This is a genomic window from Asticcacaulis biprosthecium C19 (assembly GCF_000204015.1).
Taxonomy (GTDB): Bacteria; Pseudomonadota; Alphaproteobacteria; order Caulobacterales; family Caulobacteraceae; genus Asticcacaulis; species Asticcacaulis biprosthecius.
Window position 1 is genome coordinate 1007243 of sequence record NZ_GL883078.1, and the last position, 23532, is coordinate 1030774.

Here is a 23532-nt window from a genome sequence, read left to right on the forward strand (position 1 = left end):
AAAGTGTTCTTACCAACGCTTACGCAAACTCACCGTCACATTGCGTCCCCGCGCCCGGAAGCCGGCCACAGTTTCATACTCCGAATCCCACAGATTGCCGATACGCGCCGACAGCGCCAGACCATCGCCAAAGCCGTAACCGACTGTCAGATCGCTGCGGACATAGCCTTTCAGACGGACATCGCCCGTCGGAATGGAATTCGATGCGCGCTTTCCGACATAACGGTTGTCGAGCCGCACGGTCCACTCCGGCGAAGGTGTCCAGATCACATCAAAAGCCGCTGTCAAATCCGGACGATGCAGCAAACCGTCCTCGCTGCCGTTGACGTCGTTCGTCAGGGTCGACACCCGCGCCTCATACGTCACGCGCTGCCCGATCGGACCGTCCAGGCCCAGGTCGACACCGGAAATCTCCACCTTGTCGCGGTTGACCAGCTTGAAGGTGGCAAAATCAAAGTCGATCAGGTTGCGATAGACGGTGCTGTGAGCCGCCACGGTCAGGCGGGCATCGCCGAAGCGGTAAGCCACACGGACATCGCCGCCTTCGCTTTCTTCCGGCTGCAGATCGGGCGAACCGACCAACGGATCGCCCAGGGCGTAGAAGCTCGGCACCTTCAGCGACCGACCCCAGGTCCCTGCCAGTGCCAGGCGGTCGTCGGCCGACTGCCATTCCAGGCTGGCGCGATGGCTCCAGGCGGCCTTGTCGTTGTCGCGGGCGTCGACGCGGGCGCCGCCGCGCAACGAGAAGCCGCCACCCAGCCGAACCAGGCCTTCGCCGAAGACACCGGCGCTGCTGCGGTCCTGTTCGAAGCTGGACGGCAGGGCGAAGAAGCCGAAATCGAGCACGCCGTCGACCTCACCCTGTTCACGCATCAACCCGACCCCGGCGGCATAATCGACGCGTTGGCCGGCAGCGCGATACGTCGCCGTGGCCTGAATGCGATCGAAGGAACTGGTCTGGACGGTTGCTGGGGTCCCGCCGCCCAGCGGATCGCCTATGGCCGGGCTATATTGGTCCTGGTCGCGCCGAAACGCGGCCAGGTTCACGTTGACACTGCGGCCGTCGCCGGCGGGTTGCCGGAAGGACAGGCCCGCCAGGCGGTCCTTATCCTGGATATGCTGCTGTTCACCGTTGGAATAGAGGATGCCGCCGCTGGCGACGTCAAAGCCTTCGCGGTCACTATTGGCGGCGCGGACGAACAGGCTGAGCCGGCCATCGCGCGGCGTGGCGCCCGTCAGCTTCGCCGTCACGGTCGACAGCGTCCGCCACTGCCCCAGATTCTTGTCGCCGTCCTCGCCATGACGCACGGCGCCGTTCAAAGTCCAGTCGCCCAGGCCGACATCGCCGGCCAGACGAACGGCATATTCTTCATCGCCTGAAACCGAAAGGCGCAGTTGGGGTTGCAGGTCGATCTCGGTCGTCACCACGCCGGCCAATGCACCGGAACCGTAGAGCGCGGACAAAGGCCCCTGCCCGACCGTGACGCCGGAAATTTCATCGCCGGCCAGGGTGGAAAAATCAAAGGCGCCGCCGCGGGAATCGCCGAGGTCATGGACCGGCACACCTTCGATCAGGACGGGGGTAAAGTTGGCATCGGCGCCGCGCACGAACAGTTCAGCGCGCGATCCCGCCACCCCGCCGTCCAGCACGGTCAGGCCTGGCACGCCTTCCAGGACGTCATTGACCGATTGGCCATCCTTCGCCGCGCGGTGTTCCGACCACGGCACGGCCGTTTTCAGCCGCGTGCTGACGATGACGACGTCTTCGGCAAACGCCGGAGCGGTCACGGCGGTCAACGCGCCCGCGCTACACAGAACCCAAACCCACTTCACACGCAACTCCCTGAACAACCCAGGCGGAGTTGCAGCACGAAACGCGGCAAACCTCAATATGTAAACGATGTAAAGGATTACAATGATGCAGACCTATGATGCGGGCCTATTCGGGCCCGCCCTTGCCGAACTTGCGGTTGACGCCGATCATGATCCCCGGCCGTTCGGTGCGGTTTTCGACCCGCGACCCGCCCTGCGGTGTCTCAAACACTGTTTCCTGCTTAGACGAATTGAGCAGATCGAAGGCACGGACCGAAAAGGTCCATTTCGGTGTGATCTTGTGACGATAGACCATGTCCAGGCGGTAGAAACCGGTCTGGTAGCCCTGAAGTTGGACCGCGCGGCCTTCGGTGTTCAGGTTGAACTGCAGCCAGTCCTTGGCATTGGGACGCCAGTCGATGACCGCATTGCCGGAATAGGTGACATATTGCCGTTTAAGGGCCTCGCCGCCGAACAGACCCGATATCTCGCTGTCGAAGACGTTCAGGTTCACGGAATAGTCGATCTTTTCGGAGACCTTGCCTTTCGCGGTCAGTTCCAGCCCCATGGCGCGGGCCTCGTCGGCATTAGCGACCGAGGTCATGACGACCTGACCGACCACGCGACGCGTCTGGGTCGTCGGATGGGTCTTGACGCGGTAGTAGAGGCTACCGTTGGAGCTGAAGTCCTTGCCTTCGAACTCATAGCCGATTTCGTAGGCATCGGTCTCCTGGGCCTTCAGGTAGGGGTTGCCTTCATAGGTGTAGTAACGACCGTAATAGACAAGGCGCGGATTGAGCTGGTAGCCATTCGGCCTCTGGGTGCGGTGACTGTAGCTGGCCACCAGCCGGGTGCGGTCCGACAGTTTGCGGTTCAGGTTCAGCGAAGGCAGCCAGCGCAGATCGGAAGTCTCTGCGGGGCCGGCAGTCCAGCGTTCAGCTTCGACCCTCAGGCCCGGCATGATCGCCCATTTGCCCAGCGGCGTCTGCAAGGTGACATAGGCGGCTTTTGTGGCGCGGTCGTACAGGAACGGTGTGGCGGCATCGCTCTCGCCGGGCACCAGGGCGGCCAGGTTCTGCGACCGGCCCAGGCTCTCGCTTTCGTTGGTCTCGATCTCGAAGCCGGCGTTCAGGCGGGATTTTCCGAAGGGGCGTTCGTAGTCGGCCTTGAAATTCATGCCACCGTCCGGCCCTTCGTTAAAATAGGCATAGGCGATGTCGGACGGCGTGGGCACAAGGCCGATCAGCCGGTGCCAGGCGCTGTCGGACGAGGTGCCCGAGTTGTAGGAGACGTTCAGGTCCAGGGTTTCGCCTTCGACGGCGCCCTTGTGCTGGAAATGCGCCGACCATTCCGAGCCATGGCCGCTTTCGGAGTTGAAGACGTATTCGCCGTGATCGTCGATCACCTGGCCGGCGGCATTTTTGATGAGGACGGTGCCGTCCTCGCGCGTGGCGGCGCGCCAGCGGTAGTGGCTGAGATTCAGCTCGACACGGTCGCGCTCAGTGGCGTCGAAAGCCAGGCTGGCATTGGCATAGGCGGAGCGGCGCGACATGTCCGACAGGGTGATGCCGTTGGTCGTTTCCGTGCCCCACTGCTGATGACCGCGCCAGGCCGTGTCCTGCTGGGTGCGGCTGGTCCCGGCCGAAGTGCCCCAGGTCCAGCGGCCGCGCTTGGTGTTGAAGCCGAGATTGATGTTGTAGCGGCCGTCGTCATCGCCGCGGATACCGGCATTGCCGTTGACGCCGTCCTTGCGCTTCTTTTTCAGGATGATGTTGATGATGCCGCCGCTGCCGTCCGATGCGAACTGGGCCGAGGGGTTGGTCATGACCTCGATGCGGTCGATTTCGGAGGCCTGGAGGTTGCCCAGCGCGCCAGAGCGGGATTCAACGCCGTCGATCAGGACCTTGACCTCAGGGTCGCCGCGCAGGGCAATGCGACCGCGTGGATCGATGGTTACCGAGGGTATGCGCTGCAGGACATCGCTCGCCGTCGAAAAGGCCGACTGCGGATTGGTGCTGACGTCGTAAACGCGGCGGTCGATCTTGTTGGTCACCGAAGGCTTGCTCGCCTTGATGGTGATGGTGGAACCGTCTTTGGTATCCGCCGGCGGAGCGTCTGCCGACTGCGCCAAAACCACGACAGGCGCAAACGCCACCACAGCGACCACAACCCCCAGAACTCGCACCATTTTACCACCCCGTACACCTGCGCACGCAGCAATCATGCGCCAGGGCCGAGGTCAATAGATCAAGGGATCAAATCCTTGCGAAGTTCCGGCACCGCCTTGGAAAGCTCTTCGGTAACGATCTTGGCAAAGACATCGGCGCCCTTGGGGCCCAGGTGGGTATAGTCGAAGGACAGCTTGGCGGCCCCCATCGGCTCAAGGGCGGCATTGATCTGGGCCTGGGTTGGCGCAGGTGTATTCGGTGCTGCCGGCACGCCGGCTGCGGCCGGGATAGTGGTGCCGGTCTGGGCCGCGGCGGCGACCTCCGCCGACGGCGGAAGTTGCGCGAACTGCGTCGCCTGGGCCGCGCCCATGGCCTGAACCACCGCCTGGCTGCGGGCATAGAGGTCGACCACGGGCACGTTCATGTCCTGGGCGACCTTGCGCGTGGCGTCGGCCCAGGGGCCGAGATCGTCCTGCAGCTTGCCATTTTCGAAACCACGTCGGGTCAGGGGCGTCACCAGGACCGGAATGGCGCCGGCGGCGCGGACCTCTTCGACATAGGCGCGCAGGTTGGAAGGAAATTCCGTCGCGAGGTCGGTGGAGCGGCCGGGCTTGCCGGGCTGGTCGTTATGGCCGAACTGGATCAGAACGTAAGTCTTTGCAAAACCGCCGGATTTCATCTCGGCGAGAGCGATGTCCCAGGAGCCTTCGGCGCGGTAGTTGAAGGTCGAGCGGCCACCGCGGGCCAGGTTGACACAGGCCAGGAACGAGGTGACGTGGTCGGCGCAAAAGCTGGGGCCCCATCCGCCCTGGACGGCTGTGGTCGAGTCACCGACCAGGATGATCTTTTTTGCGGTGATCTTTTTGACCTGGGCGCGGGCTTCGGCGTCGGTTAGTGGCGCTTGGGCGAAGGTCGGTGTCGCCAGGCACAGGGCGATCAGCGGCAACAGGTATTTCATGTCGTCATCCACTTTAAAGCATTGATCAGGAAACGTTTTTGCAGCGGCGCCACCATGTCGGGCAGGCGGTGAACGATGACGCGCATACCGGCTTTTTGGACTGTGAATGAGGCGGCGCCATTATGGCGGTCGTGGTCGCGGCTGTAGCCGGCTATGACTTCGATACTGTTGCCCGAGATCTTCAGGCCGTTGGACGGTTCGCCGGGGATCTGGTGCAGGACGCTGGTCGCCTGGTCGGCGGGAATGCCGTCGAACAGGGCATGGGCGCGCAGAAAGTTCCAGTTGCCCATCCACGGCGCGCGGAGATTTCCGACCTGACCGGAATAGGTGAATAAACCCAATTCTGCCAATTGCTTAGCGATGCCATCAGCAAGACCGTCTTCGGGCACCATGGCCAACAAAGGCGTGCCTTTGCGGACGGCATCGAGCACGTCAGGCGGCAGTTCGCCCGGGATGACGACGGGCTTCTCGCCCTTCTTGGGCTGAGCTTCCAGGCCGGTCTGTTCGGCGATCTGGCGGCGCTCGATTTCCTCGGCTTTGAGGCCGGAAGCGATGATGGCGTCGTAGTTTCCGCTGGATTTAAAGTCTTCGATAGCGATGGCGGAAATTCCCGCCAGTTGGTCTCGGAAGGATTTGGCGATGCCGGAAACGCCTATTTTCAAAGGGCGGGCGAAGGCCGGCTTCGTGTCGGTGACCCAGATTTCGCGGGTGAAGGTCGAGGTCCAGTGGCCGGGTAGCTCCAGAATGATCTTGTGCAGGCCGGTTTGGGTGAGGACAGGGGACGTGATTTTCTCGGCAAGCAGGTAGCTGAACTGGTCGCGGACGTGTTGAGGTACGGGAAAGGTTTGTATTTCCGAGGATTTGCCGTCAGGCGTGACCAGGCTGAGTTTCAGGGTTCCGGTCAGTTGGGTGTCGGTGTCGTTGAGCAGCCATACGTCCAGTTCGGCGGTTTCGCCGGCCGCAAAGGCCAGCTTTTTGGTCTTGGCAACCGGGCGGACGGGAAGCAGGCTGGACTTGATCAGATCGGGATTTGCCTTGAAATAGCGCAGGTTGTCGACAATGCCGGAATGGTTCTCGATGGCCGTGGTTTCCCAGCCCGAAATCGCCGCGATATCGACCGAGTCGCCGATGCGGATGTTTTCGCAATAGTGCTGCCAGGCGTCATAGGCCTTGCGCCCGACCGACAGAAACAAGGATTCCGTCGTCGGGAAGGCCTTGCGGAAACCCCATGTGTCGAGCCAGGCCGAGGTGTTTTCGACGATGACCGTATGATCGTGCAGGTCATAGGACTTGCCGCCGTGGGCCTTTATGTCGGCGACCAGCTTGACGTGATTGTCGGCGACGGCACAGCCCTGCATCTCGCCGAATTCGACGATGTAGGGCTTGCCGGGTTGGTAGTGGATGTAATCGTCCGGATTCTGATAAAATTTGTCATACCACTGATCACCGGCGCCCTGGTGGTTGACCCACCACCCACCCCATTCCTCGACATCGGAGCGGTAGTAGTGATCGCTGTAGGGCAGGTACATGGCCTGGGCGGCACCGCGGGCGACGAAGCCGTCATTGAGGATGACGATGCGACTGGGGTCGGTGTCATGGATCGCCTTCAGCACCGCCTGGACGTCGGGATTGGCCAGGTTGGCGCCGATCTCGTTCTGCAGGGTGTAGTGGGCCAGAGACGGGTGCGAGCGGAAGGCCTTAGCCATGGCGACGCATTTTTCGACCATGAAGGCGCGGCTGAAGATGTCAGCCTCGGACAGGGTCTCGCCGGGTTTCAGGTCTTTGGCGATGGCATGGCGACCGCCGCCCGGTTCCATGACGCGCAGAAGACCCTGTTCGTCCTGGGCTTTGAACACGTCTGCCTTGCCGACATTGCGGTGGGCGTGCAGCGTGTTCAGCCCCAGCGCCTTGGCCGAGTCGATCTCACGCCGCGCCAGGACCGGCGTCGGCCACATTCCGTTATAGCCCCAGTAGCCCCATGAGATGGCGGAATAGAGCTTGATGCGCTTGCCGTTCAGGCGCAGGACCGCGTCGGTGCCCAGACCGTCGACGCCGAACCAGCGGAAGCCGAAGCGGACATCCCTCGTGTCGACGCCATAGCTGAAGCGCAGGTGATAGAGGTGGCGGTTGTCGAGGTCCCACAGCTTGGCGTTCGGGGCCGAGACGGTGAAGATGCCGTCCTTGAGGCGGATATCGGCCGGGACCGGTTTCAGGTCGGCGTCAAGCAGGACGGCGTTCAGCTTGCGCTTCTTGCCGGTAACTTCGATGTGGCCGGTGACGACGTGCGGATCAGGCGTGTTCAACACCCAGGCGTCGGTGATGTGGTGGTCGATGGGATGGAACGACAACGACATGCCGCGGTCGAGGCCGCCGAAACCGTGCGAGGCGAACAGCTTGGCCTTGCCCCACATCATGGTGGTCGAGTCGCGCCAGTCGTAGCGACCGCCGGGATTGGTGATGCGGATGGTCAGGCGGTTGGGCTGGCCAGGCTTCATGGCCTTGGTGACGTCGCAGTCGAAGGGCAGCTCCGACATGATCGAATAGCCGACCAGTTTTTCGTTGAGGAAGACTTCGGCGCGCAGCCGGGCACCGCGGATGTGCAGGAGGACACGTTTGCCCTTGGCTTCTGCCGGGATGTCGATGTCGCGCCACCACCACGACACACCGCGCCAGGCGCCGTTCTGCGGCACGTCATCGTCCTCGGCATAGCGGTATTCGTCACCGGTATAGGGACGCAGGCCGAAACGGCCCCAGAAATGCTGTTCGACCGTCGCTGGCAGGGTGACGACGGTTTCGGGTGTCAGGGCGCCCCAGCCGCCGGTCGGCGGGTTGACAGGCAGGGTTTTGATGTCGACCTGGGACGGCAGGTAGATGGCGTCGTCCTGCCATTGGGCCGCCTGGTCGATCCACAGGTTCCAGCCGTCATCGGGGAGGGTCATGCCGTGATTCCTATCCAGGCGCGATCGGGGAAGACGGCCTCGAGACGCCATTTCGCAGCGTCTTCGGGTGTCAGCCTGTCCGCCCAGAAGACCCGCATGGCGTCGTTGGCGCCGGGGCCGGTCGAGCCATATTCGGCGAAGTGCGCCGTGGTGTAGGTCTCGGTCTTGCCCGGTGTCCATTCGCGCCAGCCTTCCGGATGGATCTTCCCGTCGATGCGGGTATCGAGGAAGACCACCTGGCCGTAGGGTCGCCAGGCGCGGCCGAAATAGTAGCTGCCGTCGCCCGCTGTCGTCACGGTGCAGTGGTCGAAGATATAGGCCGTGGTTTCCGTCTCGGCTGTGCGGCTGTGGGCGGTGATAAAGGCCTGTTCGCGGGCAATGATATGGATGACAAAGCGGTCGAAAAAGGCCAGGGCATTGCCGAAGATGAAGTCGACATGACCTTCGATGTAGCAGTCGCGGTAGTATTGCCGTGACGGTTCGGTCGGCTTCTTGCTGGCGGCGTAGAGGGTGTCCTGGGCGCCGAGCAGGCGGACGTTTTGGAGTACGGCGCGGTCTGAAGTCAGATACAGGGCGACGGCCTGGGAGGGCTCCGACCTGTTCAGGTGGTAGTCATTCTGGATGGTCACGTTGCTGGCGCGGAAGCCGTCGCCGGTGATGGTCAGGGAGGCGGATTTACCGGTGCCGCCGGCCATTTTCGCGCTGTCGCCCCAGACCAGGACGACGTCTTCGGGTTTGGCGCCAGTGCCGATCAGGTGGACGTCGGTTTTGCTGAGTGCCCATTTTTCGCGATAGGTGCCGGGGGAGATTTCGACCGTGCCGCCGGTTTCGGGCAAGGCGTTCAGGGCTTCGATCACGGTTTTGTAGTCGGCCGGGACGCGGACGGTCGGGCGGCTTTGCGCCAGTGCTGGCCAAGGGGTGGCGGCTGCGGCTGTTGCAGTGGTGAGAAGGAGACGGCGAGTCAGCATGGGAGTCTGCGGGGGTTGTCACAGCATAGGAAGTAAGAAACCCACCACCCCACTTCGCCTTCGCTTCGCTACGGCTTCGTGCGGTCCCCCTCCCCGACAAGCGGGGAGGGGAAAGAAAAAAGATCCTCGTGGAGATGTGGGTGAACATGTTTAAAGGGCCCGGTATTTGAAGTTCTTGAAGCGGGCCTCGCCGGTGCCGGCGGCGTAGAAGCCGGGTTTGAGCATCAGGAAGCCGCCGCGGACATTGTGGTGGTAGCCCGAGACCTCCATGCCGCGGTCGAACCGCTTCCAGGTCACGCCGTTCGACGAGGTGTGGAAGCTGACGATGTGCCGGTCGTTGCGCAGCCGCATCAGCATGCGTTTGCCATACGGATTGGCGGGGCGGCCGCGTTCGATGCCGTATTGATGGGTGATGAATCGGTCCTTGTCGAAGCCCAGGCCGCAATAGAGTTTCTGGTCGTAGAACAGCAGCAGGCCGGCGCGGGCGCCGTCATCGATCTCGATCTCCATCTCGATCTCATAGGCCGGATCGCCGACCACTGTGATAAGCGGCGCCGAGGACGAGGGCGCTTCGCCGGTGGCGGTCAGGTGCAACACGCCGTTGTCGCGGCGGATGCGTTTGGCTTCGTCCGCCGACGGGTTGAAGAAGTTCCACTGGATGCCATACTTGTCCTTGGAGAAGTCGTCAGACAGGGCAAAGCCGTGGTCCTGAGGAGTGCCGCCCTTGGGTTTGGCGAGGGGTTGCGACAGGTCGCCGCCGCCGAAGTCGAACCAGCCGTCGTTCGACCATGTGACCGGCGCCAGTAGGGTCTGCCGCCCAAGGGTCCACAGGCCGTTTTCATAGCCGTGATAGACGCCCCACCAATCGCCGGAAGGTCCTTCGACCAGGGTGGCGTGGCCGCGCGACCACCATTTCTCGTCCAGCGAGGTGGTGCGGACTAGCGGGTTGCGCGGGTGTTGTTCCCACGGGCCGTTGATCGACTTCGACCGCGCCGCGATGACCATGTGGCCGGTGGGCGGACCGGCCGTGCCGCCGACGGCCAGGACCAGGTAAAAAAAATCGCCATGGCGGGTGACCTTAGGCCCTTCCGGCGAAAAGCCTTCGACGTCCCAAATGTCGGGGTAGCGCCACGGATCGTAGACGTGCTCGGGTTCGGCGATGCGTCTGAGGCCGTCGTCGGAGAGGCGGACCCGGTCGCCGCCCGACAGGAACAGCCAGCGCGAACCGTCTTCGCCGACGGCATGGCCGGGGTCGATATGGGCCGGCAGGTCGAGGTCTATGGGGTCTGACCACGGGCCTTTGATATCGTCAGCCCAGATGACCCAGGAGGTGGTCTTGCTGTCCGGGGCGGTGGTCTTTTTGGTCGGTATATAGAGGTAGTAGCGGCCGTTGTGCTTGATGAGTTCCGGCGCCCAGACTGAGCCGATATTGCGCGTCAGGGCCGCGGTGATGGGCTGCCAGTTGATCAGGTCCTTCGAGTGCCAGATTATGAGCCCAGGATAGGCGTCGAAGGTTGAAAACGTCATGTAGTAGTCGGCACCGTCCTTCAGAATCGACGGGTCGGGATGGTCGCCGGCCATGATCGGGTTGAGGAACCTTCCGTCGCCGAGGTCGGCCTTGCGCTGGTTTTCGATGCCGCGCGCCCAGGTGACAGGTTTGTTTTCGGGAGTGGCGTTAGCGACGGCGGGAGCGCCGAACAGCAGGGCACCGAGGCTGAAGGATTTAAGCGCATCGCGCCGGGTGTTGGACATGTGGCATTTCCTTATTGGAATTTTCGTCGAAGGGGTGAAGCGGCTGTTTCTGGTCGCGGCATCTCCCGCGCGAAGCGCATCCGAATATCTACCGGACCGTCGTGTTTGTGCGCGTAAACGCTGTCCATCTGGCTTATCTGGCTTATCGGTGGACAACCCTTGCCGAGGTTCAACCGGATCGACGGTCCGTATAACCTCGCCACTGATCGTGCGAGCGAAACCGTCTTTTTTGAAATCCACAGATAAGCCAGATAAGTCAGATGAACGGCGTCAAGACCGGTGAGGCCTCGGGATGAACCAACCGTCCTGTACCCCTCCAACGCTTCGCGGTCCCCCTCCCCACTTCGTAGGGAGGAGGGAGCTTGTGTCTTCGTTCTCATTCAAGACCTCCAACCCTGAGAAGGGTCTTCGGATTGAAAGGGCGGCGGGTGGAAGGGCGGACGGGGTAGCCTCCGGCTTCGGATTCGGAGTGAATGATGCGACCGGTGCCGGCTTTTGCAGCGGCAATGATGGCGGCGTCGATAGGGTCGCGGCTCCAGGGGCGCGAACCGGCGTTGGTGTAGACATGCCGTTCGGTGTTCGCGGGCAGTTTCAGGTTGGCAGGTTCCGGCATCGAGCGGATGAAAGCTTTGGGGACGTAGGTGCCGCCTTCGTCATAGCCATCAGAACGGGCCTGGTAGTAGCCGATGATAGGCGCGACCGAGCCGTCGGCGTAGGTGGCGATATTGCCGGCGGCATGCAGCTCCAGGTCCCCTGCCCCGCCAAAGGTCAGCATGGCCAGGCCGGCGCGGGTATCCTGCCCGCCGCGCATGACATTGCCGCGCAGGATCATTTTGCCCGCGACCTTGTCGCGGCCAGTCCATTGGTCTTCGACCAGCGTGTATTGCGCGCAAGTATGGCCGGGATTTGCAAAGACGTTGCCGGCGACCACCGCCTGACCACCACCTTTGACCAGGGGATGACGCTCATTGTTGTTGGCGTAGAGATTGCCGGTGATGACCACGCCGGTGACGTTGTCGTGGACCAGCGAGCCCATGGAATGCGGGCCTTTTGAGTGGCTGGCGTCGTGCAGGCTGTTGGCGACGATGTTGTTGGAAAAGACGATGTCGTGCGAGGTGTTGCGCCGCCAGTCTTCCAGGGTCGCGCCTCCGAAGCGCGGGCCAGAGGCCGAAAGGGCCTCGTCGACCGCCCAGGTCAGGCTGCAATGGTCGATGACCACGTTGTAAGCCGAGGTGGTGGTCAGGCCGTCGGGCTCGAAGCCGCTCTTTTTGGCCATGCCGGCCGTGCCGGGACGCACGGCGATATGGCGGATGACGACATCGTGCGTGGCGACCGAGATGCCGCCGCGGATCAGGGTAATGCCGGGGTCGGGTGCGGTCTCTCCCGCCACGGTGACGAAGGGCTGGGTCAGTTTCAGGGTGGTCTTGTCGAGATCGATGATCCCGCCGACTTCAAAGACGATGGTGCGCGGGCCAGCTTCGTCAAGCGCGGCCTTCAGGGAACCGGGGCCTTCGCGGTCGAGGGTGGTGACGCGGACGATACGGGCCGCCGCACGCGCGGCACCCGGCAAGAGGAGACCCGCCGCCGTCATCACCAGAAGGGATCGCCGATCGATCACAGCCGTACTAGCCCGTTGTCTTTCAGGCGGAAGACGGCCGTTTCTCCGGCTTTCAACGCCATCGATTGCGTCTGCCCGTCGTAGACCAGGGTGGCTTTTTCACCGAAAGCACTGGTGACAGTGACGCGGTCGGCGCGACCGTCCTTCCAGGCGATGTCGAGGGTAAAGCCGCCACGCGCCTTCAGGCCAGTAACCTTGCCGGTGGGCCAGGCTTTCGGAAGGGCGGGCAGGATTTGGATCTCATCGTCATAGGATTGCAGCAGCATCTCAGTCATGCCCGAGGTGCCGCCGAAATTGCCGTCGATCTGGAACGGCGGGTGGGCGTCGAACATGTTGGGATAGGTCCGTTCCGGCCCCAGCAGAAGCTTCAGGATGGAATGGGCACGGTCGCCTTCACCCAGCCGCGACCAAAGGTTCAGCCGCCAGGCAATGGCCCAGCCGGTCGACAGGTCGCCGCGCTGGTCCAGCGACACCTTGGCCGCCTGGGCGAGATCGGGCGTTTTGCGCAGGCTGATCTGGCTGGACGGAAAGGCGCCGTAGAGGTGCGAGACGTGGCGGTGATGCAGGTCGGCGGCGTCGAGGTCCCAGTCCTCTTGCCATTCCTGGAGCTGGCCGGCCTTGCCGATCTTGTTCGGCGCCAGTTGACTGCGCAGGCCGGCGATTTCGCTGCGGAACGCCTTGTCGGTTTTGAGACTCTCGGCGGCGCGGATGGTGTTGGCGAACAGGTCGCGGAGGATCTGCATGTCCATGGTCGGTCCGGCGCAGATTGAGGTGCCAAACGTGTGGCGGTTCTCCGGCGAGATCGACGGCGCGGTGACCATGAAGCCGGTATTGGGATCCTTGACCAGGGTGTCGACGAAGAACAGCGTCGCGCCCTTCAGAAGGGGGTAGATCTCCATGAGATAGGCGAGGTCGCGGCCGTAATCGTAGCGGTCCCACAGGTGCAAGCACAGCCAGGCGCCGCCGGTCGGCCAGGTGCCGTAAAAAGCCGCATCGATCGGCGCCGTGGCCCGCCACAGGTCGGTATTGTGGTGGGTGACCCAGCCGCGCGCGCCATACATGATACGGGCGGTTTCCGCGCCGGTGACGGCGATGTCCTTGACCATGGCGACCAGTGGCTCGACCATCTCTGGCAGGGCGGTCGGCTCGGCCGGCCAGTAGTTCATCTGGGTGTTGATATTGATGGTATATTTGCCGCCCCAGGGGGCGTTCAGCTTCTCGTTCCACAGGCCCTGGAGATTGGCCGGTTGCGTCCCCGGGCGCGAGCACGAGATCAGCAGGTAACGGCCATATTGGAAATACAGGGCGGCCAGGGCCGGATCGTCCTGGCTGATGGATTTGGCGATGCGCTCATTGGTGGCCAGGTCGGCGAAGGCGTTGCGGCCGAGGTCGATGCTGACCCGGCCGAACAGCTTTTGGTGGGCGGCGATATGGTCGGCCAGCATCGCGTCATAGGGACGCTGCGTGGCGTTTGCGATCTGGGTTTTGGTGATCGCGGTCGGGTCGCCCGAGACATCGCGGAAGGTTTTGTAGTTGGTGGCGGCGGCCATGTAGACGATGACGCTGTCGGCGTTAGTGACGATCAGTTCGTCATGGCCGGTGGTTTGGGTGCCACCCTGGGCGACGACCTTGACGCGGGTCTCAAAACGCAAGGCGCCTTCGATTCCATTGTGCGGACCGTTGCGGCCTTTCAGAACGATGTCCTGGGGGGATTCGATCGCGATGTCGGCGACCTGCGGGCTTTCGAAGCCGAGCTGGAAGCCGATCTTGCCGGGCTGGTCTGCCGTCAGGCGCATCACCATCACCTGATCTACGGCTGAGATAAAGGTTTCGCGGGTGAAGCGGGTTCCGTTCTGGGTGTAGGTCACGGTCGAGAGGGCGCGTTCGAGGTCCAGTTCGCGACGGTAGTTCGACGCATTGGACGAGACGCCGAAGATCAGGCTTAAGTCCCCGATCGTCTGGTACGACACCTGGCGGATGGGGTTGGCCATCATCTTCGCCTGGATCAGGTCCTGGGCCTTCAGGTACTCACCGGCGAAGATCAGTTTGCGCACCTCCGGCAGGGCGGCCAGGGCTTCGGGGTTGGCGGGCTGGTACGGCGCGCCGGCATAGAGGGTGTCTTCGTTCAGCTGCAGCCGTTCGCGGGCAACGCCACCGAAGACCATCGCGCCGAGGCGGCCATTGCCCAGAGGCAGGGCTTCGGTCCATTCGATGGCGGGCTGTTTGTACCACAGAACGAGGTCTTTTGGTGCCGTTTGGGCGGTCAGGCGCGCGGGTATGGCGGCGGCGACGGCGGATGCGGCGGCCAGGTGAAGCGTGGAACGGCGGGAAAGGTCGGGACTCTGGCGGGGCATAGGCACTTTCATACTATGTATGACTTTGGCGTGGTGTGACTTTGACTTAGCCATCACGGTAAGCCGTAAGACTAAGGGGCCGTTCCGCTGACGATAAAGCCCCTCCCACCGCTTCGCGGTCCCCCCTCCCCGTGAAGAACGGGGCGGGAGAAGGAAGGTTAAAACAGTCTTGCCCAGTCAAATCAGAAAAAAAAAGGGCGGGCGGGTTAGGCAACCCGCCCGCCTGAGTGGCCAGCTTGTCAGGAATGTCGCATTCCACAACGGGGAGCTGGATCTGGAGAACGGCGAAAAGAAAGGGTCGATTGGGGCGCCCCGGTGCCCCAACCAACAAGGTTGGATCATGGCGCAGGAGACGGCGCCATGATCCGGGAAAGTTAGTATTTGTAGCGCAGGCCCAAGGTGATGGTCCGGCCGGTCGAGCCGTACTGGGTTACAACGGGTTGATCATAAGCGTAGCGGTTGGTCGTCTGGTTGGTCAGGTTCAGACCTTCCAGGGTGACCGTCCAGTGCGGCGCCGGGTTGTAGCTGATGGCGAAGTCGACGTTCAGGGTTTCTTCCGAACCGCCGAACTCGTTCATCAGCGGACCGTCGCACGGCGTGCCGTCGGCGTTCAGGCCGACCGAGCAGGCGCCAGACGCGATCGGGTAGTTGGTGTAGTAGCCCTTGCGCTGGGCGGCCGAGATACGGGCGCTGAGCTTCTCCGTTTCATAGTAGAAGGTCAGGTTGATGGCGTCGGGCGAAGCGTTGAGCCACGGGCCATTGCCGTAGGTCGGCGCCTTGGTGACCACGCCTGTTGTCGCGTTGACCGTGCCCGGATCCAGAATATAGGTCAGTTCCGAGTCGATGTGCGTCATGTTGAACTGCACGCCGGTATGCTTGAACTGCCAGGGCAGGAAGCTGAAGTCCTGCTGGTAGCTGAACTCCCAACCCTGGAGCGTGCCGCCCGGTGCGTCGCTGACCTGACGGGCCAGGAAGGGACGGTCGTCGGTGATATAGGCGATCTGATCGGCATCGGTGAACTGCAGCTTCAGCGCGTCGATGGCGTCAGTATCGAGGAAGGTCGACAGCGGTGCCGAGTACAGGATGGTCTGCGGATAGGACTCGATGTCCTTCTTGAACAGCGACAGCGACAACAGACCGTTCTTGGCGAAATACCATTCAGCGGCGAAGTCGTAGGCCGTGGCACGGAAGGGCTTGAGCTTGGGGTTGCCGACGGTGAGCGTGCCGCCCGCCGCCTCGCCGCCCGCTGCCGGGACACTGATGGCTGACACGGCCGGGGACAGGTTGACCAGTTGCGGCCGCGCCATGACCTTGGATGCGCCGAAGCGCAGGTAGAGGTCGTCCATAACTTCCCAGGCGACGCTCATCGACGGAAGGAGGTCGTCATAAGAATTGGTGCCGAAGATCATGCGGCCGGCGGTGGTTTCGCCCTGAGACAGGACTTCGGTCGACACTTGGCGGACACCGATATTGCCGAACATGTGGCGGCCCAGCACGTCATGCTTGAAATTCAACTGACCATAGATGCCGCTGGTTTCTTCCGCCACCGTGAAGCTGGCCGTGCGGTTACGCTTGCGGGTGATGCGGAAGTCGCCGTACTTGTTGATGCAGTTGCAGTCGAAGCCAAAGGCCGAGGAGAAGGCTTCGATCGACGGCGCACGGAACGAGGTCGGGGTGCCTTCGGAGATATCCAGGCCGTCGCCGAAGTCGACAACCCGGCTAAGCGAGGCCACTGTGACGCCGGCCTCCTTTTCGGTCGGGTTGAGCAGGTCGCTGTTGCGTTCAAACTGGTTGGTCGAAAAGCCGTATTTGCGCGTAACGGCGCCGAACTTGAATGCAAAGGTGTCGTTGATGTCCCAGGTAAAGTCGGCCTTGGCGCCTTCATAGGTGTTCTCGGTATCGCGCATAAAGTTGCGCATGCCGGAGAAGCCCTTGACGATGCCCCACTTGGACGCATCGGTCAGGTCGAAGCCGGGGTTGAAGGTCGGCATGTCGCCGCCGGCGCGCTCATCGTAGGTGAAGACCTCAGGACGGTCCATCGAATTGAATTCGACCAGCAGGCCCTGGTAGCGATTGAGGGACTTCGAGGCGCCGACCGTGAAATCCGCACGGAAGCTGTCGCTGAAGGCGTGGGTCAGGTTGAGCGACACCTGCTGGAATTCGGTGGTGTACTGGCCACGGTCGGCGGCCGAACGCCAGTCGATATTGCTGAGCTTGAGATAGTCAGCATTGTTGTTGGTGACGTGGGCTTCGTGCACCTTGACGGCTGGGCGTCCGATCAGAGCGTCGCGGAAGGCCATGCCGTTCGTCGAAGCGATATAACCGGGTGATGCCGGACTATTGAAATAGTCGTACGGATCGAGGTTGAAGGGATTGAAGCTGAACTGAGTACCGGCGACAAGGGTCGTGCCGTTCATCTGTTGGCCGCAGTCCTGTCCCGGCGCCAGATTGGTTTCCGTCGCCGCCGTACAGAGGCCCGGATAGAAGTTGCGCTTGTTCGCCGTGGACGTGCCCGCATTGGCGGTGTTGAAGCCAGCATTGGTGTTGTTGCGGTTCAGGCCGACGCTGGAGACCTGATAGATGGTCGATTTGTTCTCGAACTTCGAATACAGGCCGTCGATGGTCAGGCGGGTGCGCGGCGCCAGCTGAATCTGGAACGAGGTGGTGACGCCCAGGCGCTTCTGCTCCAGGTCCTGCTGCTCGATCGAGCCCAGGGCCGGGAATTTCACCACCGAGTTGTTACAGCCGGGCTGGACCGCCGTGGTGTTGGTGGCGGCCGCGGCGCAGCCCGGATACAGCAGGGCATAGGCTGTCGGGTCGGAACCGGTCTGGGCGGCGATCACCGCCGGATTGGTGATGACGCTGCCGAAGGTGGTGCCGGTGGGGGCGGCGAAACCGGCGCGGCCGGGGATTTCGCTACCGGCCCAGGTGGTGCCGCGATAGGTGTAGTCCGAGCTGCCCGGGCCACGACGGAACTGGTCGTTCTCCGACAGCTTTTCGGAATAGGCCACCGAGGCCAGGAAGCCCATCTTGCCGTCCGCCCAGCGCTTGGAGAACAGGCCGGTAATGCGTGGGCTGTTGGTGCCGCCATTGCTGTTATAGGCGTTTTGCACGGAAACGGCGAAAGCGCCGGTCTTGTAGTCGAACGGGCGGCCAGTCTGCAGGTCGACGGTGGCGCCCAGGCTGCCTTCGTCGGTTTCCGCAGACGCCGTCTTGCGCACGGTCAGCGAGTTGAACAGTTCCGAAGCAAAGGTGTTGAAGTCGAAGGCACGCGAGCGGTTTGGCGTCGAGCCGGCGTCGTTGGCGCCCGCCGTCGACAGGGCTTCGAGATTGTTGATGCGGACGCGGGTGAAGTCACCGCCCAGGCCGCGAACGCTGATCTGACGACCTTCGCCGTTGTCGCGGTCGATCGAGATGCCCGGGATGCGCTGCAGCGATTCCGCCAGGTTGGCATCGGGGAAGTCGGCGATGTCGTCAGCATTGATGGCGTCGAGCATGACGTCGGCATTGCGCTTCTTGGTGATGGCGCTGCGCAGTGAGGCGCGATAACCGGTCACGACGACGACATCGTCAGCGGCGGCGACCGGTGCCGCGGGTGCGTCTTGCGCCTGAACGGCGCCGGGCATGAGGCCCGCAACCGTAAGCGCCAACACTGAAGCTCCGAAAAGTTGAACCCTGCTCCCCGAGCGGATGGCATTCCGTTTCATGATGTTCTTCCTGGTTTTTCCTGCGTGGCGATGCCTGCCACTTTTTTACTTGCGATGACCCGGATTTAGACACCGGTGTCATTTCACGACCTATTAGCACATTTTCCGAAATCGGAAATACAAAACGAACTAACTGTCATATTTATGTGCATCTTTGAGCGATTCAGAGCGAATACGTGGCAAAATCATCACAATTGTAGAGATGTACTAAATATAAAAACAATCATATACATATTTTATACTTGCAATGCGCATCGCCCTTTGCGCTAAAAGCACAAAGGTTCATTCTATTTTTCGCCATATCAAACGGCGAAGTTCAATTTTTACTTTCTACATGTACGGCAAGCGGGTTCTCGTCATGTCATAGGCATGTCCGGTTGGTGCTTTCCGTCAAAAACTGTAGCGAAGACCGGCATGGAGGCGGCGGCCGCCCAGACGGTAATCCGTCGTCCGGCGGGCCACGGAATCGCTCCAGGTGCCATTGGTCTCCTTGGTGAGGTTGAGCCCTTCCAGGCTAAGCGTCAGGCGGTCGGTGACGCGATAGCTGGCCGAGGCGTCGATATAGGTGGCAGCATCCATGCCGTTGGCGTCAGTGTTGAATCCGCCCGGCACGGCCAGGAGGTATTCGTCGCGGTAGTTGGCCGACACCCGGGCTTCGAACCGGCCCTTGCTGTAATAGAGGGTGGCGTTGGCCGAATTTCGCGACAGGTAGATCAGGTCCGCCGTCACGATGACACTGCCCAGCGCCGAAGTGGTAAAGTAGTCGATCTGGCTGTTGGCGTAGGTGTAGTTCATGCGCACGCCCAGGCCCGACCAGATGCCGGGCAGAAAGCGCAGCGGCTGCTGATACGTGATTTCGACACCATAGAGCGGTCCGCCCGGCGTATTGACCGCACGCTGGATGACAAAATCGTCGGTGACCGTGGCGCCGGTTCCCGACAGCAGCTCGGCCGGCAGGCCCGTGGTGGCATAGGGCGCGACATGGGTCAGGGACTGCACGTAGGTCGAGATGTCCTTGTAGAACAGGCCAACCGCGGCGACCGTTCCCGTTGTCGGGTACCACTCCCAGGACAGGTCGTAGCTGACGGCGCGGTAGGGCTCGAGATAGGGATTACCCGTGGTGACCCGGCGGGCACCGCCATTGACCTGGACGCTGGTTTCCGCCGCCAGGCTGGCCAGGGGCGGGCGGGCGATGACCTTGGCGGCGGAAAAACGCAGGACGGTGTCACCGTTGAGATCGGCAGCGATGTTCAAGGACGGCAGGGCGTCCGAGTAGGTGCGGTGGACCTGGGTCAGGCGCTGGCCCGACGGGTCGATCGAGACCGGCACATTGGCGATGAACTCCGACACCTGGTCGGTGCGGACCTGGCGCACACCGATATTGCCGCGCACCGGAACGCCCCACACTGTGCGGCGGAACTCGGCCTGGGCATAAAGGGAAGTATCGTTCTCAAAAACCGCCTGGTTGAAGCCGCGCGCCGCCGGGTTGGTGGTCGACAGCGCCGTGCGGCCGGTATTGCCCAGCAGGTCGTACTCGGTGATGAAGGCGTCGATGTCGGGAATGCGCCAGCAGTCGGGCGAGTGTCCGGCTTCGAGGATATCGGACAGGCCGCAGAAGGGTTTGGTCAGGGCCTCGATCCCGACCGACGGCGCCGGGAAGTTGGCCTCGCCCTGGATCAGCCGGTAGAAGATGCTGCGGAAGCTGTAGCGCTTGGCCTCGGCGCCAAGGGTGAGGCGCCAGGCGTCATTGAGGCGATAGTTGAACCGGGCCTGGGCGACCTTATAGCCATTGTGCAGATAGTTGGGGCGCAGGCGCAGTTCCGGGCCGGTCGCGCCGGTGCCGCCCGGTTGGGTAACGCGCGGGCCGAAGTACCAGTTGGACGGTTCGCTGACGTCGAAGCCGTAGTCAATCCTGGGGCGGTACTGGCCGCCATCGCGAATGTCGTAGCTGTAGCCGTCGACATTGAAGCGGTCGATCTGGGCCGAGACTTCGAGATTGGCGAACTTGGAATAGGAGACGCCGAACAGGCCTTCGAAACCGAGGCGGTCGGAAAGGTCGTGCTTCAGGCTGAAAGAGGCCTGCTTGAACATGGTGGTAAAGTTTTCGATGGTCACTTCGGAGCGGACATCGACATTGTCGAAACGGCCATAGACCAGGGTGTTGTTGCCGTCGACCACGGCGTCTAGAGGGACACTTTCAGGCTTGCCGCCCTGAGAGGCGCCGCGGCTGAAGCCGATGGCCTCGAGGAAGTGGTCAGTGCGCTGCGTGCGGAACTGCGAATAAAGCAGGTCCAGGGTCATCAGGGTGTGCTGCGACGGCTGCCACTGGGCGCTGGCGGTCATGCCGACGCGCTCGACGTCGCCCTGGAGGTCGGTATAGCGGTAGAAGCGCGGGATGTAGGTGGTGGCGCGGTTGACGCTGTTATAGGCGGCGGTCGCCTGCGTCAGGTTGGCGACGTCGCATGGGCCGCCAGTGGCCTGGGTCGGCTTGCAGAAGCCGCCGTCGGCCGTGCCCTGGTTCCAGCCGCCGCTGTTGACGCCCTGCAGATCCAGCGGGGTCAGCGACCAGGCGGCCGAGACCAGGATACCGGCGCGGTCACCGGCAAAGGTGTTGCTGAGCATGACGGAGGCGCGCGCACCGCTGCGGTCACCCAGGTCATTATAGGTCAGTTGCGTGCCGGCGGCGAGGTGCGGCCCCTTGCGGTCCAAAGGATGCGGCGTAACCAGGTTGACCGTGGCGCCCAGAGAGCCTTCCGGCTTGTCGGCGCTGGAGGTCTTCAGCACATCGACCCGGCTGAACAGCTCGGACGGGAAGACGTTGAAGTCGAAGCCGCGCCCACGGTTGACACCTTCGGCTAGGCCATCGGTCGCGGCCTGGGCTTCCAGGCCGTTAATCTCAACGCGGGTGAAGTCCGGCCCCAGACCACGCACGGTGACCGAACGGCCCTCGCCCTGGTCGCGGGTGATGGCGACGCCCGGCATGCGCTGGATGGCTTCGGCCAGGTTGTTGTCGGGGAACTTGGCCATATCCTCGGCCAGGACGACATCGACAACACCATCGGCCCGGCGTTTAATGCGCATGGCTTCGGTCAGGCTCTGACGGTAGCCGCGCACGATCACCGGCTGGGGCGGCTCGGCCTCCCAAACGGCCAGGGGCTGGGGGGCGGGGCGGACGACGGGGGCAGCTTGCGCAGGAAGGGGCGCGACAATGTAGGAACCGCCGCGGGTTGTGCTGACGCCGAGGCCCGTGCCCGACAGCAGGGCTTCGAGCGCGGCCTGGGTCGAATAGGCGCCACGCAAGGGTCTGGCCTGACGGCCGGCGACGGCTTCCGGTGAGAAGATGACGTTGGCGTGGGTCTGGGAGCCGATCTCAGTCAGGGATTTCGACAGCGGCTGGGCGGGCAGGTCGAGGTCGTACAGGGAGGCAGCCTGCGCCGCGGGTGCGGACATCAGGGCCAACGCCAGCGCGGCGTTCAAGCTCAAAAATCGAGCATAACTTCCCATTTCCCCTTGCCTGTAACGAAGCGTCTGAATGCGCTCCTTAGTGTTGAGACGGATCAGCGTCAGAAACCTGACATTTTTTAGCTCAAGCGCCGCCGCACGGGCGGCCCCGATGGCTCGCGCAAACGTGCGCGGCGACCACAAAAGTGCTTTTTGGCGCCCGCTGTGAAGAATTTTAGCGCGACAGAACGATGGTCTCCCCGGAACGGCGCGCCTTCAGGCGGTTCATCTGAGCGACGGCGACGGCGAATTCGGCAGCGTCATTGGTTTCGAACACACCCGAAACGCGCAGGGCCCCGACCTCCGGATCGGCGATGATGATGCGGACCGGGCCGTAGCGGTTCAGTTCGCCGGCAGCTTCGCGCAGCGAGATGTCCGAGAAGATGACCTCGCCATGGCGCCAGGCGGTGACGGTATCGACCACGGGCTTATCCAGCACCGGTCGGGATGGACCGCCAAAGGTCAGGCGCTCACCGGGCAGAAGGATGGCCAGGCGTTGGAGGCCGTCGCCGTCGCGGCGCGACACCTCGACCTTGCCGTGGATCAGGGTGACGGCGGTGTGGTCGGGATTGCGGCGGACCAGGAAGGAGGTCCCTAGCGCCTTGACCTGGCCATCGCCGACGGTGACGACGAAGGGCCGCTTGGGGTCGGGCTTGACGTCGAACAGGGCCTCACCGCGATCGAGCGCGACCTGGCGCTGGCCCGGGCCGTAGGCCACGGTGACGCGGCTGTCGGTATTGAGCGAGACGCGCGAGCCATCGCGCAGGGTGGTGACCTGCTGTTCGCCCGGCAGGGTTTCATAGACGGTCGGCTGCGACATCCACAGGGCGCCGGCGGCGACCATGGCGGCGACGGAAGCAGCAGCGACGGCGGCAAAGGCGCGGCGGCCACCGGCTTTTCTGGCGGGTTTGGCGCGGATGGGGAAGTCGTCATTGGCAGCGATCGCCTGGCGCACGGAGGCCGCGCCCGGCAGCAGTTCCCACACCTCGGTAGCGCGTTCGAACGCCGCCTGGTGATCCGGATGGGTGTTCAGCCAGTTCTGGAAAGCGGCTTCGGTGTCGGTGGAGCGGTCATCGTGTTGGAGCCGCGCCAGCCAGGCCGAGGCCTCAGCATCCGCCTGCTCCCGTTCCGCTGTTCTAAGTCTCACCATCCGTCCATCCACTTCATCAGTTCGAGAGTCGCCCGCGCCACCTGTTTTTCGACGGCGGCGACGGTCATGCCCTCGGTCTGCGCAATCTGTTTGAAACTCAGTCCATCCAGCCGGCGGCTGAGCAGGATTCGCCGGGTTCGTTCCGGCAGGGTGTCCAGACCTTCGGCGGCGCGTCTCAACCGCGCCTGGGCCCGGACGATCTCATCCGGCGGCGGGGTACGGTCAGCGACCTGAAGCAGCTCGTCGGCGACATCGACGAACGGCGAGTCGCGGCGGCGGCGCGCGCGATCCATCGACAGATTGACCGCCGCGGTAACCAGCAAGGCTTCGCGCGAGCGGACATGCTGCTTGCGTTCGTATTCTTCGACGCGGAGGAAGGCGTCCTGGACGATGTCGTCGGTGTCCTGCATGAGAACGCCCCGCCGCAGCAATGCGCGTCGGGCTTTCTCCAGCATGGCCTGCAGTGGCGACATCAACGGAACCTTCGAGTCTCAGTTATGAGACGTATGCGAAGGGAAAACCTGACATGGCTGGCTGAAAATCCGGTGAATATTGTGGGCGGTGGAAAGGAATGGAACGACGACGCCTTCTCCTCCCCTGCTTGC

Annotated in this window: 12 protein-coding genes; all 12 read right to left on the reverse strand. The window is 62.9% G+C overall.

Annotation, left to right across the window (positions count from 1 at the left end; translation table 11 throughout):
• Positions 1 to 9 precede the first annotated feature (9 nt).
• Positions 10 to 1833: a TonB-dependent receptor plug domain-containing protein gene (locus ABI_RS14890; RefSeq protein WP_040309309.1), complete on the reverse strand. Its 1824-nt coding sequence runs from the start codon at positions 1831 to 1833 to the stop codon at positions 10 to 12.
• A gap of 106 nt (positions 1834 to 1939) precedes the next feature.
• A complete protein-coding gene (locus ABI_RS14895) occupies positions 1940 to 4000 on the reverse strand; it encodes a TonB-dependent receptor (protein ID WP_169313737.1) in 2061 nt (686 codons plus the stop codon).
• Between the two features lie 59 nt (positions 4001 to 4059).
• On the reverse strand, positions 4060 to 4938 hold the full coding sequence (locus tag ABI_RS14900; protein ID WP_040309310.1) for a rhamnogalacturonan acetylesterase: 879 nt from the start codon (positions 4936 to 4938) through the stop codon (positions 4060 to 4062).
• Entirely contained in the window at positions 4935 to 7877 is a 2943-nt protein-coding gene (locus tag ABI_RS14905; RefSeq protein WP_050808304.1) for a glycoside hydrolase family 2 protein, read from the reverse strand. Before ABI_RS14905 ends, ABI_RS14900 begins: the two co-directional genes overlap by 4 nt.
• The gene (locus tag ABI_RS14910; RefSeq protein WP_006273866.1) at positions 7874 to 8845 is read right to left on the reverse strand and encodes a pectinesterase family protein; all 972 of its coding nucleotides are present in this window, start codon (positions 8843 to 8845) and stop codon (positions 7874 to 7876) included. Before ABI_RS14910 ends, ABI_RS14905 begins: the two co-directional genes overlap by 4 nt.
• Positions 8846 to 8995: 150 nt before the next feature.
• Entirely contained in the window at positions 8996 to 10597 is a 1602-nt protein-coding gene (locus ABI_RS14915) for a family 43 glycosylhydrolase (RefSeq protein ID WP_006273867.1), read from the reverse strand.
• Between the two features lie 376 nt (positions 10598 to 10973).
• Entirely contained in the window at positions 10974 to 12215 is a 1242-nt protein-coding gene (locus tag ABI_RS14920; RefSeq protein WP_006273868.1) for a hypothetical protein, read from the reverse strand.
• A complete protein-coding gene (locus tag ABI_RS14925; RefSeq protein WP_085930195.1) occupies positions 12212 to 14569 on the reverse strand; it encodes a glycoside hydrolase family 95 protein in 2358 nt (785 codons plus the stop codon). Before ABI_RS14925 ends, ABI_RS14920 begins: the two co-directional genes overlap by 4 nt.
• 374 nt (positions 14570 to 14943) lie before the next feature.
• On the reverse strand, positions 14944 to 18222 hold the full coding sequence (locus tag ABI_RS14935) for a TonB-dependent receptor domain-containing protein (protein WP_245531361.1): 3279 nt from the start codon (positions 18220 to 18222) through the stop codon (positions 14944 to 14946).
• Between the two features lie 444 nt (positions 18223 to 18666).
• Entirely contained in the window at positions 18667 to 21726 is a 3060-nt protein-coding gene (locus tag ABI_RS14940) for a TonB-dependent receptor (protein WP_169313738.1), read from the reverse strand.
• A gap of 226 nt (positions 21727 to 21952) precedes the next feature.
• Positions 21953 to 22927: a FecR family protein gene (locus tag ABI_RS14945; protein WP_006273872.1), complete on the reverse strand. Its 975-nt coding sequence runs from the start codon at positions 22925 to 22927 to the stop codon at positions 21953 to 21955.
• Positions 22921 to 23400 (reverse strand): RNA polymerase sigma factor, encoded by a 480-nt coding sequence (locus ABI_RS14950; protein WP_006273873.1) that lies wholly within the window; start codon positions 23398 to 23400, stop codon positions 22921 to 22923. Before ABI_RS14950 ends, ABI_RS14945 begins: the two co-directional genes overlap by 7 nt.
• Positions 23401 to 23532 lie beyond the last annotated feature (132 nt).

Coding starts and splice junctions, on each gene's coding strand:
- ABI_RS14895 (WP_169313737.1), bottom strand. CDS start 4,000: ATGGTGCGAGTTCTGGGGGTTGTGGTCGCTGTGGTGGCGTTTGCGCCT.
- ABI_RS14900 (WP_040309310.1), bottom strand. CDS start 4,938: ATGAAATACCTGTTGCCGCTGATCGCCCTGTGCCTGGCGACACCGACC.
- ABI_RS14905 (WP_050808304.1), bottom strand. CDS start 7,877: ATGACCCTCCCCGATGACGGCTGGAACCTGTGGATCGACCAGGCGGCC.
- ABI_RS14910 (WP_006273866.1), bottom strand. CDS start 8,845: ATGCTGACTCGCCGTCTCCTTCTCACCACTGCAACAGCCGCAGCCGCC.
- ABI_RS14915 (WP_006273867.1), bottom strand. CDS start 10,597: ATGTCCAACACCCGGCGCGATGCGCTTAAATCCTTCAGCCTCGGTGCC.
- ABI_RS14925 (WP_085930195.1), bottom strand. CDS start 14,569: ATGCCCCGCCAGAGTCCCGACCTTTCCCGCCGTTCCACGCTTCACCTG.
- ABI_RS14940 (WP_169313738.1), bottom strand. CDS start 21,726: ATGTCCGCACCCGCGGCGCAGGCTGCCTCCCTGTACGACCTCGACCTG.
- ABI_RS14945 (WP_006273872.1), bottom strand. CDS start 22,927: ATGGTGAGACTTAGAACAGCGGAACGGGAGCAGGCGGATGCTGAGGCC.
- ABI_RS14950 (WP_006273873.1), bottom strand. CDS start 23,400: ATGTCGCCACTGCAGGCCATGCTGGAGAAAGCCCGACGCGCATTGCTG.